Source organism: Acidithiobacillus sp. (assembly GCF_027322205.1).
Classification (GTDB): domain Bacteria; phylum Pseudomonadota; class Gammaproteobacteria; order Acidithiobacillales; family Acidithiobacillaceae; genus Acidithiobacillus.
The window spans coordinates 1-11,341 of record NZ_DAHVHY010000066.1; the positions used below are offsets into that span (position 1 = coordinate 1).

Sequence of the window (11,341 nt, forward strand, 5' to 3'; positions counted from 1 at the left end):
CGGCAGCAGATCGCAACCTTGCCGCCTGCATGATTTACCGTGCTCTGGTGGAATCCATCCTTCACCGCGGCAAACCCAAAACCTACCACCATGGTGTCCACTATTTACAGAAACTGGACCTTTTAGCACCGCGCGTTTCTCACTGGGGCGATTGGGATGATCACACGGCCTACAAGCAACGCCTTTACCAGGAACACCAGAGAAAATACAAGTTTTGGGGGGCCTATACCGGCAAATACCGATCATAGGCATCGCCCATGAAATCCTCGACGCCCCAAAAACCTCACTTTGACACTCGGGCCGGTACGATAGGCGAACAGGATTCGCTCGCGGCGTTAGGGAAGGAAAATGCCCGCTTGGTCGCGCTTCTGGAATCGCACGGCATCGCGTGGCGTCTACCGCCCGAGCCAACGCCGTCCGTGCCGGAGTCAGACCCCTCCCATTTTTCAGCCGAGACAAAGGTGGCGCTGTTTCGTCGGCTATTTCGTGGGCGAACGGATGTCTACCCCGTCCGCTGGGAGAGCAAGAGTACGGGTAAGTCGGGATACGCGCCGGCCTGCGCCAATGAGTGGCGCCCCGGAGTGTGCGACAAGCCGCGCATCAAGTGCGGGGATTGTGGTAATCGGCGGCTGTCTCCATTGTCGGATTCGGTCATCTACGGTCATTTGCTCGGCAAGCATACGGTCGGCGTCTATTCCTTGCTGGAAGATGACACGTGCACCTTTCTCGCCGTCGATTTCGATGAAGCCGAGTGGCAGGACGATGCTCGCGCCTTCGTGCATTCTTGCGAAGCACTCGGCGTCCCGACGGCCCTGGAGATTTCGCGTTCCGGGCAGGGTGCACATGTCTGGGTGTTTTTCGCAAGCAGGGTCGCAGCACGGGATGCCCGTCGTCTGGGCACGGCCATCATCAGCCGTACCTGCGCGCGCACCCGGCAACTGAAGCTGAATTCCTATGACCGACTGTTTCCCAATCAGGACACGATGCCCAAGGGCGGTTTTGGCAACCTGATCGCCTTGCCGCTGCAGAAAAAGCCGCGCGAGAATGGCTGTAGTGTATTCGTCGATACCGACCTGCGTCCGTACCCTGATCAATGGGCTTTCCTGGCCTCCATCCAGCCGATGGCGCCGCAGGATATCGAGCCCACCATCCTGCGCGCCACGGATGGGACCCATCCGTTGGACGTCACCTTCATTGACGAAGAAGACCTGGCGAGGCCATGGAAGCGTTCAACACCAATAATAACGAAGTTATCCGGGGAGATACCAAAGACCTTCACGGTGACGCTGGGCAATCTCCTCTACTTCGAGAAAGCCCAATTGCCCCCGCCACTGGCCAACCGCTTGATTCGCCTTGCAGCGTTCCAAAATCCAGAGTTCTACAAGGCGCAGGCGATGCGGATGTCGGTGTGGGACAAACCGCGCGTCATCGGATGTGCAGAAAACTATCCGCAGCACATCGCCCTACCGCGCGGCTGCCTCGACGCCGCGCAGGAATTGCTACGCGACAACGGCATCCGCTGCGAACTGCGTGACGAGCGGGTTCCCGGTGAACCCATCGACGTACATTTCGCGGGAACCCTGCGCCTTGATCAAGAGGCGGCTGTCGCCGCGATGTTGCATCACGACGCGGGCGTATTGTGTGCGCCCACCGCCTTCGGCAAAACCGTCGTGGCGGCCGCAATGATCGCCCGGCATGGCGTGAACACCCTGGTGCTGGTGCATCGCACCGAATTGCTCAAGCAGTGGCAGGAGCGACTGCAATCGTTCCTCGGCGTGAGCAAGGGCGCGGTTGGCACGATTGGTGGCGGTAAAGCCAAGCCTACTGGCCAGATCGACATTGCCGTCATGCAGTCGCTGTCACGCCATGGTGAGGTCAATCCCATCGTCGAGAACTACGGTCACGTCATTGTGGATGAATGTCACCACGTCGGCGCGGCGTCTTTTGACGCCATCCTGAAGCGGGTCAAAGCGAAATATGTGCTCGGCCTGACCGCCACGCCGATTCGCCGCGATGGTCAGCAGCCCATCATCTTCATGCAGTGCGGACCGATTCGATATACGGCCGCGAAACCGATCGGCGCCCCGCATGATCTCGCGGTGATACCCCGATTTTTTCATTCGCGCATCGACCTGCCGCCCGAAGCCGGGATTCAGAACGTGTTCCGGCACCTTGCCAATGACCAAGCCCGAACGGAAGCTATTGCGGCCGAGATCGAAAATGCATACCGCCGGGACGGCAAGATACTGGTGCTGACCGAGCGCAACGAGCATCTCGATGCTATCCATGCCGCTTTGGGTGGCAAGGTACCGCCCTTGTTCCTCCTGCACGGCCGGATGTCCAAAAAGCAGCGTGTTTTGGTCATCGCGGAACTTGGCGCGCTGCCACCGGACGCTCCTCGTGTGCTGCTCGCCACCGGCAAGCTGGTTGGGGAAGGATTCGACCATCCGCCACTGGATACACTGGTCTTGGCAATGCCGGTGTCGTGGAAGGGCACGTTGCAGCAATATGCCGGCCGACTGCACCGGGAGCATACCACCAAGACCCAGGTACGCGTCGTCGACTTCATAGACACCGGGCATCCGGCACTATTGCGAATGTGGGATAAACGTCAGCGCGGTTACCGGGCGATGGGTTATCGAATAACGGACGAGGGTACCGCTGATTTGTCCATGCCGACACCATGATGAGTGGTCAGTGGAACGTCAGCACTGCTCTGTTTGCGGTCATTGGAATCGGCTAGATTATGCCTCATACTTAACGAGGTGAGAGCGGCGGAATTTCATTGTTTCATGTCTCATGTGGGGGCGTCAGCAGAAAGGCATTAAACACAATAGCATGCGCTTGTCATTGAACGCGCCACATAGGACAGAATGATACCACTTGTCTGGTCCTGACTACACGGACTCAGGTAGCCCGTTTTTTGAACGATCCGCTTAGTACGTAGAGGGGCCAATAAGAATAACTCAGGTTGGAGGTTGGTTTATGGCTCGCCGCAAGCAGAAAAATAGTATCTTTCCCCTAGTTTTAGTTGTTGTAGGGATAATTATCTATGGGAAAATCCTATCCAATCAGCAAGCGGCTGATGGCTTCTCTATTATTCTTAGGCTATTATTTGTTTTTATCATCGTCTGGTGCTTACTCTGGTACTTGCGGATGCGGAACAGGGCCAAGCTTCGCGCCGCCCTGTTGGATGCCGGCACTGCAAATCCAATGCAACTGACTCCCGAACAATACGAACAGTTCTGCGCAACGCTACTTACCAACAATGGTTGGAACGCTAGGCTTACCAGAAGAACTGGCGACTTTGGAGCTGACATTATCGCTGAGAAAGCCGGGCAAAAATTGGCCATTCAGTGCAAGCAGTGGTCTAAAAGCGTTGGTGTAAAAGCGGTACAGGAAGCCCATACAGCTATCAGTTATTACCGGGCCAATCAAGCCATTGTAGTAACAACCACTGGATATACCCATGCGGCAAAAGACCTTGCAAAAAGCACCGGTGTCCGCCTTTTGAGCCACACAGATTTAGTGGATATGTGACAAAATCCTGAAGGAATAAAAAAACATGGCGAAAAGAGGTCGTAAAAAAACACCTGTAACAGTTTTAAATCATCGCGGAGAATCACCCACCGCACGGAAGCAACGGATCGCAAGAGAACGAAAGCGTTATGGTCATAGTTCATGCTTTATCGCCACCGCTGTATATGGTGATCCGTTGGCTCCTGAGGTTGAAGCACTTCGTCGTTTCAGAGACATTCGGTTGCGACCTTATTATTTCGGTCGGGCGGCAATCATTACCTATTATCGGTTATCTCCACCAATAGCAGATTGGCTAAAAATTCACACACGTATTGCATACATTGTTAGGAAACCTCTCGACTGGATTGCTAAAAAATATCTATAGAACATAAAAACCAAGACACAGAGCCACCTCGATCATTGGCAAAATGGCCTGTGACCTACACGACTGGCGAACAGGACAGGAGCCGGACACGTGGCGATAACGGGAACCAGACGGGCGGCATTAGGCATGGAGTAGAAAAACATGGCGAATAGAGGTCCTAAAAAAACACCTGTAACAGTTTTCAATGTCTTCTGGCCTAATCCCCCACTGCTTGCAGCGAATGCAATCAAGTTTGTGACCGGAGAAATACCTAGCAGCCTGTTGCGTGGATTTCTATTGAAGCACGCGATGCCAATATTGCCTGTTATTGTTGTATTATTGATTTCTGGATGCAATTCAATATATCAGAAGAATATATCAGGAGAATATTCTAATGTCTCCGCCAGGAGTGCATCTTTATTACAACTATCTGAAAACAAAGGGGGGCGCATAAATGGCCGCCTCACTATCATTCAATTCAATACCAGCGGAACAGCAAACAAATCTATTTTTTATGCTACTGGCTATGACGAAGATAACAAAATAACCATAACCTTCACACAGAATAACCTAGCGTTACATTGTCCGGTACGATGAAAGGCAACGGAATGTTTTTGAACGGTATAAATAATAATGACGTAATTAGCAATGTCGATTTAACAAAAAATAATATTGCAGCCTATCAAGCTGGCGTAAAAGCTATCTTTGCAAAAGAAGAAAAGATAAAAGTTGTCAATTACATTGCAGCAACAGATAAAAAGCAGATTAGAAGACTCACCGAAATTGAACGTGACGCAAATAAGGCTACCAAATATGAACAGAATACGATAACTGTTTTTATTAACGTCAGATCACCTACAAATATTGATAGAGCTAAGGCGGTTTATGCAGCCATGCTGAATCGGTCCAACCAACTATACGCATTGGAAAAGCGCTACAGCGAAATCAAAACTTATCAGTCTCAAGATAAGGTGTACCAACTTAACGACTACATTTTATCCTTGAGTGACCACCTTGATTCTGTAAATATGAATAGAAATAACCGCGATAAAAATTTTACAATTTAGAAAATGCGGCAAAAAATATCTATGCAAAAACTGGCTGTCTGACGCTAGTGAATCTATTGAACAATGCAGACACAGGCCCACAATATAGTGCCACTAAAAACGCTTGCATGAATGCCTACACGGTTTATCAAAAAATCCCGCCTCTAGAATCTTCTGTTAATAAGGTGCTATCTCAGGTATTAGCCTATCAAGACAATATCAGCAGTAAAATTAAAGAGACTGCCGCAAAAGCAAACGCCATAGCGAGTCAATAACGTGTCTGTCTAAACTTGACCACCGCTTCTAACTTGTGGATTACACCCCAGTATATAAATCATCGTATCTGCGGTAATAGTAATTGGTTATTCATCATGTCAAATAAGGATGGGATACTCGTCAGATCGAGTAGGTGACATAGCTCATATGAAAGATCGACAAGGACAAACACGACACTCTCGCAATGGACCGTTTTCGAGAGTCTTCAGATGGCGGTAATTGTTGCACGTAAATCAAACTGTTGCAATTCTCGAAAACCGTTCTTAAAAGACTGCAACGGTTTACAGCCATAGTTACGAGTTTCGAGAACATGATTGTCAGGCCGCCGAATGACTGCTTACGCTGCTAATCGCCCATTAGAACTACCTACCATAAGGCTGCTAGGTTATATAGATTTCCGGTCCGACGAACAGTAGGTTTTCAAGATGCAGGCCTTGTTGTAGAGGCTTTTTGATCACTGCAGCCAATTGTGCACTATGAGCCCGGGCACTCGGGAAAACTCGCCCACATTGGCGCTCACCAATATGGCGTTGACTGCCAGTGCATGGGAGGCAATGAGCAAGTCATTCGGACCAATGGGATGGCCGCAGGCGGCAAGGTGTTTGCGGATTTCCGCATAAGCTTGATCGGCCGGTGCGTCATAGGGGAGCACATCCATGGCGGCGATCACGGCATTCACCTGTTCTGTGAGTCGGGGAGAATTTTTCTTTGCTGCGCCAAACCGCAATTCACAAGCCACCACAATGGAGGTGCACACTGCCGCCTCGCCAACAACGGCAATCCTCTGTGCCACTATACCCTGTGGATGCCTGATCAAATCCGACAGAATGTTGGTGTCCAGCAGGTAGCGACGGGTCCCACTCACAGTTCGATGTCATCCAGTGGGAGAAGATCGCGACCCGTATCCGGGAACTCCTCATCCAGGGCAGAAAGACTCGCCAGAATGGCCAGAAGCCCTTTGCGTTTTACGGGCTCGATAATCAAGCGATCATCCTCACGCCGCATGATGGCCTCTTGCGCGTCCATCTCGAACTCACGGGGAATACGAACCGCTTGATTGCGGCCATTGCGAAAAAAACGTACATGGCGTTCCGTATGCATGCTAACACCTCCCTTTCGGCATAGGTTTTAGCATAGGCCACACGCCATCGATCCGTCAATGGATGCATTCGTGTGCCCGATTGGGCTGCCTTACCACCTATTCCTGAAACGTCATTTCACCGAAGGTCGACGGCCTCCTCCAGCAGGTTCATCTGTCCAGCGTCCGGCGGAACCACCTCGACGCTGGACAGGCCGCATACGGTCACTCCCAGCAACCGGACGGATGCGCGCACAGGCAACCCGGCAGGGATGGCCTTCGCTAATAGTCCTGGCAGAAATGCAGAGATGGCTTCCGTACGCCAGATCGCCTGCGCGTCGGTATGCGCCCGGGTGACCGTCTCGAAATTCGGGAAGCGTGCCTTGATGCTCACGGTGCGCCCCGCCAGCCCCAGCGCCTGGAGACGGGCGGACACCTGCCCCGCCATCTGCTGCAGGGTGGCCAGCATGACCTTCGGGTCTTCCAGATTCTCCGGGAAGGTGCACTCGGTGCCGACGGATTTTCGCTGGCGGCTCGTTTGAACGGGACGTCTGTCGATTCCTCTGGCGGCCTCATAAAACCAGAGGCCGGCCTTGCCGAACTGCGCGATCAAGGCCTCCCGTGACACATTCCGGAGATCCAGGACCGTATGGATCCCCATCGAGGACAGCTTTTTCACGGTGGCCGGGCCCACGCCGTGGAGCTTGCCGACGGGGAGGGGCGCCAGGAAGGCCAGCCCGTGTTCGGGTGGAACCACAAAGAGCCCGTTGGGCTTGCGCCAGTCGGAGGCGAGCTTGGCAAGCAACTTGTTGTAGGACACCCCCGCCGAAGCGGTCAACCCCGTTTCCCGCTCGATGCGCGCCCGGATCTCCCGGGCGATCCGGACGGCCAGGACCCCATCGGTGGTGGCCGCGGTCACGTCCAGAAACGCCTCGTCCAGCGACAGGGGTTCTACGAGAGGCGTATAGCACCGCAGAATTCCCATGACCTGACGGGAGGCCTCCCGGTAAGCCTCCATGCGCGGGCGGAGGAAAATCGCCTGGGGACAGAGCGACCGGGCACGGGCTGCCGTCATGGCAGAGTGAATGCCAAAGCGGCGGGCCTCATAGCTGCAGGTCGCCACGACGCCCCGGCTGGCAGGATCGCCGCCGACGACAACGGGATGACCTCGCAGCTCGGGATGGTCCCGTTGCTCCACCGCCGCGAAAAAGGCATCCATGTCCACATGGATGATCTTGCGGAGTTCGGCACCTCGCTCTGAATGTGTATCCGGCAATGGACAATCTCCTGGACTGTTCAGATTCTATCAGGAACAGGCCTAGGAAGGGGACGATGCCTTGGGTATGTAATTGCGCAAGGGGTCGAGGAGCGATGAAGGTGCTTGCCGATGGGCAACGGAAAGCGGTAGATTGCGGAAAAGTGGTGGGCGGTAACAGACTGATTGTGGTCATTCGCATATGAAGATTCCACAGAAGCCAGCTGTCTGATACGCTGGAGCCATACCTGCTATGGCTCACAACGGAGCACCGATCTCTTTATGCAGAAAAGCCAATCTCGAGAAGGTCTGCCAAGATCACTTCATTCGCTTTTAAATCATATTACTTTTCGACAATTACAAATATTTATGTCAGTTGTTCGTCATAAAAGTTTTACCAAAGCTGCAGACGAACTATTTCTAGCTCAACCCACCATTTCTCTCCAGATAAAGAAATTAGTTGACGCTGTAGGCCTTCCATTATTTGAACAGACCGGGAAGGAAATACGGCCGACTGATGCTGGGCAGGATCTTTATGCCGCATGTCGTGACCTATTCCGCATCTTTGAAAATTTTGAGACACAGATCGCAGATCGAAAAGGAATCCGAAGAGGGAAACTACGACTTGGTGTCGTCACTACGGCAAAATATATTGCTCCAGAGTTACTCGCCGCCTTTGGAAAAAAATTTCCAGGTATTGAGTTCAGTATGAAGGTCAGCAATCGAGACGATATCATTCAACGCATCAAGAACACTGAAGATGATCTCTACGTTATGGGTCAAGTACCTACAGATGAAGTAGATGTGGAGGCTACTCCTTTTGCTTGGAATCCACTCACAGTCATGGTACCCCGTGGCCACCCTCTTACGATGATGGAACGACCCGTGCCACTTCACGTTGTTGCCGAAACTCCCTTTCTTATTCGAGAGCCTGGATCCGGGACTCGCAATGCTTATTTACGCCTTTTTGCTGAAAAAGGCCTAAAACCGAATATAGCCATGGAGCTGAGTAGCAACGAGGCAATTAAACACGCAGTGGCCAGTGTTTTGGGGATATCCATTCTTTCTATTCATTCACTTGCACTAGAGGGAACCAAAGGACCGATAGAAATACTTGAAGTAGAGAATTTTCCAATTCTGAGAAAATGGTATTTAGTCTATCCTCGCGGCAGAACATTGTCGATAACCGCACAAAAGTTTGTAGAGTTCTCTGTAACGCAAGAGCTATTCATTACAGATCGACTCGTGAAGTTATGGCCGGACTTGCCCAAGTACCTCTGATACCATCACACAAGCCCCCTTTCTCCCAGGTAGCGCCAAGCACGGTCTAGCAGCCTTATGTCTTGGAACCAGCCGTACAGGTTGGTACCCCCTTCGGTTGATCCCCGGAGCGAGGCAAGATAGATTCTTAGCAGCCTAAGGACCTGATCCTGTACGACAGATTAATCACTTGCCTCACCTTTGCCACCAGTTCGGACGGTATCCGAGGCCTGTTTAGCGCATGAGCCTGTACAGATAAGGTTGAACCGGCATTGCCCCTTGAGATCGACATCATTTCTTATGATTTGAGGCTATTATGACGCACACTATTCTTCATGTCGGTATTGATCTCGCCAAGCGGAAATTCGATGTGGCCTTGCTGAATGCAGACGGTAAGTATCGCAGTAAAGTCTTCCCCAATACCCCACAAGGGTTTGATCTGTTATATGACTGGCTGAGCGAGCATGACGCGCTGGAAGCCCATCTTTGCATGGAAACAACGGGGGCTTACGGCCGTGACCTGGCCCGATTCCTCGCCTATCACAAGCTCTGGGTGAGTGTGGTCAATCCTGCCCAGATCCATGCCTTTGGCAAAACTGAACTGACCCGGGCCAAGACGGATAAGGCCGATGCGCGTCTCATTGCCCGATATTGCAAAACCCATAATCCTGCTCAATGGATACCACCTGCTGATGAAGTTGAAATACTTCAGGCGCTTGTTCAACGGCTTGATGATTTGCTAACGTTGCAGATCATGAAAACAACCGCTTGGAGAATGCGGAGCTTCCCGCAGTGCCTTCCATACGTAAAATTCTGACGGTTGTCTGTCAGGAGATAGAGACCATTCGCCGGCAAATTCAGGAGCACATTGACGATCATCCAGACCTTCATTCGAAAAAGGAACTGCTTCTAAGCATCCCTGGCATCGGTGAGGCTACTATTGCCACGCTGCTAGCCTTTCTCAGCCCTTTTGAACGATTCGAGTCACCGAAACAGATGGTTGCTTATGCTGGACTGAATCCCAGAATCCGACAGTCTGGGCAATGGAATGTGGGAAGGCTTCCATCGCCAAGACGGGCAATTCCCAGCTACGCTAGGCCCTTTATATGCCCGCCGTTTGTGCAAAACGCTTCAACCCCGTCGTTGCGGTCTTTTGTGAACGATTGCTCGCTCGTGGAAAGTGCCAAATGCAGGTGATTGTTGCCGCCACGCGTAAACTGCTGCATATCGTTTATGGAGTACTGAAATCTGGTCGGCCGTTCAGTTCTGAAATAGTGCTTGCATAGAGCCTGTCAAGACGGTATCTGTCGGATTATTCGCGTAACCCACTGATTCTATTGCACCGGCTATTTTCTTAAAATTTGCAAATATGCTTAGCAATCAATGTGTTGTGTTTTTGCAAAATCGAAAGTCCGATATGCTGCAAGCATAGAATTTATAATAATAAATATATATTATTGATAAATGCAATTTGAATAAATACTTATGCGACGTTAAAGTCCTCCACGGTTCTTTCATCTGAGGAGGCAGCAATGAATACCATAATCTCTATACCGTGGCTTACGGGCATATTTTTGGCGTTGATGCCGACAGGGCTCCTAGTTGCGGCGTTGCCCACCGTACGGGCGACCCGCCATTCAGCCTTGGGTACCCGTTATCGTGTTCGCTGGGCAGCGATATGGGCGCTATTGGCGGCTTTGGCTGGCGATATTAGCTTTTTCCTAGGCGCAAAAGGCGGTCTTGAGATCGCCCGGTTACCCCTTCCAGGTTTATCTTTTGATCTTCCTTTATCCATTGCAGTCAACGGATTGACCTTAGTATTGGCCACACTGGTTTCCTTTGTCATTCTCATGATTGCCCAATACAGTGTGGAATATCTGGATGGTGATCCCCATCAGGCCCGTTTTTTTCGCCTGTTGGCTTTCACCGGGGGCTTTTTCCTATTGGTGGTGGTTTCGGGGAACATTGGGTTATTCACGCTCGGGATTATTGCCACAGGCTTTAGCCTACACAAGCTCCTCAAGTTCTATAGCGAACGGCCCAAAGCCATTATGGCGGCCCACAAGAAGTCTATCTTTAGTCGTACGGCGGACCTTTTTTTGGTGGCGGCCACCGTACTGATCGGTCAACGGGTCGGAAATCTTCAGTTCAGCGCGATTCGGCACTTCGCTGAGCAAGCTGGGAATATGCCCTTAGCCTTGCAGCTGGCCGCGTGGTTGATTGTTGGTGCGGTCATTTTGAAAAGTGCCCACTTTCCTTTCCAGGGCTGGTTGATACAAGTCATGGAAGCACCCACGCCTGTCTCGGCCCTGATGCACGCAGGGGTCGTTTACAGTGGCGCAATTATTGCCCTGCGCACCAGCTCCCTTTTGGTGCGAGTCCCGGATGCGCTGCTTTTCTTGGGACTGGTTGGCCTGGCAACCGTCGTTATCGCCTCGTTGGTTATGACCACACAAACGGCTGTTAAATCCATGTTGGCGTGGTCGACCACCGCCCAGCTGGGCTTTATGTCACTGGAGTTGGGACTTGGGCTTTTCCCCTTG

General features: G+C 51.8%; 13 protein-coding genes. 10 read left to right on the forward strand and 3 right to left on the reverse strand.

All coding sequences use genetic code 11. The annotated features are described in order from the left end of the window. The 6 genes from M7F93_RS09530 to M7F93_RS09555 form a co-directional block, all read left to right on the forward strand. Positions 1-248 (forward strand): DUF6880 family protein (locus M7F93_RS09530; protein WP_366144756.1); only part of this gene is annotated, 248 nt, incomplete at its 5' end. 9 nt (positions 249-257) lie between these two features. Further along, positions 258-2,687 carry a TOTE conflict system archaeo-eukaryotic primase domain-containing protein gene (locus M7F93_RS09535; protein ID WP_298172517.1) on the forward strand — a complete coding sequence of 810 codons (2,430 nt, stop codon included), beginning with the start codon at positions 258-260 and terminating at the stop codon, positions 2,685-2,687. A gap of 298 nt (positions 2,688-2,985) precedes the next feature. Continuing rightward, positions 2,986-3,540 (forward strand): restriction endonuclease, encoded by a 555-nt coding sequence (locus M7F93_RS09540; protein WP_298172520.1) that lies wholly within the window; start codon positions 2,986-2,988, stop codon positions 3,538-3,540. Between the two features lie 25 nt (positions 3,541-3,565). Further along, entirely contained in the window at positions 3,566-3,904 is a 339-nt protein-coding gene (locus tag M7F93_RS09545; RefSeq protein WP_298172523.1) for a CFI-box-CTERM domain-containing protein, read from the forward strand. A gap of 141 nt (positions 3,905-4,045) precedes the next feature. After that, a complete protein-coding gene (locus tag M7F93_RS09550) occupies positions 4,046-4,480 on the forward strand; it encodes a hypothetical protein (protein WP_298172526.1) in 435 nt (144 codons plus the stop codon). Positions 4,481-4,491: 11 nt separating this feature from the next. Beyond that, a complete protein-coding gene (locus M7F93_RS09555; protein ID WP_298172529.1) occupies positions 4,492-4,950 on the forward strand; it encodes a hypothetical protein in 459 nt (152 codons plus the stop codon). Between the two features lie 709 nt (positions 4,951-5,659). On the opposite strand, the gene M7F93_RS09560 is transcribed toward M7F93_RS09555, so the two are convergent. From M7F93_RS09560 to dinB, 3 genes are all read right to left on the reverse strand, one after another. Beyond that, a complete protein-coding gene (locus M7F93_RS09560; protein WP_298172532.1) occupies positions 5,660-6,070 on the reverse strand; it encodes a type II toxin-antitoxin system VapC family toxin in 411 nt (136 codons plus the stop codon). Continuing rightward, positions 6,067-6,306 carry an antitoxin gene (locus M7F93_RS09565; protein WP_298172535.1) on the reverse strand — a complete coding sequence of 80 codons (240 nt, stop codon included), beginning with the start codon at positions 6,304-6,306 and terminating at the stop codon, positions 6,067-6,069. The genes M7F93_RS09560 and M7F93_RS09565 overlap by 4 nt, the downstream gene beginning before the upstream one ends. A gap of 116 nt (positions 6,307-6,422) precedes the next feature. Beyond that, positions 6,423-7,559 (reverse strand): DNA polymerase IV, encoded by a 1,137-nt coding sequence (gene dinB, locus M7F93_RS09570; RefSeq protein ID WP_298172538.1) that lies wholly within the window; start codon positions 7,557-7,559, stop codon positions 6,423-6,425. Positions 7,560-7,820: 261 nt separating this feature from the next. Here dinB and M7F93_RS09575 point away from each other — a divergent pair, with 261 nt between their 5' ends. From M7F93_RS09575 to M7F93_RS09585, 4 genes are all read left to right on the forward strand, one after another. Beyond that, positions 7,821-8,819, forward strand: coding sequence for a LysR family transcriptional regulator (locus tag M7F93_RS09575; RefSeq protein WP_298172541.1), 999 nt, complete (start codon positions 7,821-7,823; stop codon positions 8,817-8,819). Between the two features lie 295 nt (positions 8,820-9,114). After that, complete coding sequence (locus tag M7F93_RS09580; RefSeq protein WP_298172544.1) at positions 9,115-9,615, forward strand: IS110 family transposase; 501 nt, start codon at positions 9,115-9,117, stop codon at positions 9,613-9,615. Then, positions 9,591-9,995 carry a transposase gene (locus M7F93_RS11980; RefSeq protein ID WP_366144758.1) on the forward strand — a complete coding sequence of 135 codons (405 nt, stop codon included), beginning with the start codon at positions 9,591-9,593 and terminating at the stop codon, positions 9,993-9,995. Before M7F93_RS09580 ends, M7F93_RS11980 begins: the two co-directional genes overlap by 25 nt. Before the next feature lie 335 nt (positions 9,996-10,330). Beyond that, positions 10,331-11,341 (forward strand): proton-conducting transporter transmembrane domain-containing protein (locus M7F93_RS09585; RefSeq protein ID WP_298172547.1); only part of this gene is annotated, 1,011 nt, incomplete at its 3' end.

Bases quoted from the DNA above. Each gene is read 5' to 3' on its own strand.
- M7F93_RS09535 (WP_298172517.1), top strand. From the start codon at position 258: ATGAAATCCTCGACGCCCCAAAAACCTCACTTTGACACTCGGGCCGGT.
- M7F93_RS09540 (WP_298172520.1), top strand. From the start codon at position 2,986: ATGGCTCGCCGCAAGCAGAAAAATAGTATCTTTCCCCTAGTTTTAGTT.
- M7F93_RS09545 (WP_298172523.1), top strand. From the start codon at position 3,566: ATGGCGAAAAGAGGTCGTAAAAAAACACCTGTAACAGTTTTAAATCAT.
- M7F93_RS09550 (WP_298172526.1), top strand. From the start codon at position 4,046: ATGGCGAATAGAGGTCCTAAAAAAACACCTGTAACAGTTTTCAATGTC.
- M7F93_RS09555 (WP_298172529.1), top strand. From the start codon at position 4,492: ATGTTTTTGAACGGTATAAATAATAATGACGTAATTAGCAATGTCGAT.
- M7F93_RS09565 (WP_298172535.1), bottom strand. From the start codon at position 6,306: ATGCATACGGAACGCCATGTACGTTTTTTTCGCAATGGCCGCAATCAA.
- M7F93_RS09575 (WP_298172541.1), top strand. From the start codon at position 7,821: ATGCAGAAAAGCCAATCTCGAGAAGGTCTGCCAAGATCACTTCATTCG.
- M7F93_RS09580 (WP_298172544.1), top strand. From the start codon at position 9,115: ATGACGCACACTATTCTTCATGTCGGTATTGATCTCGCCAAGCGGAAA.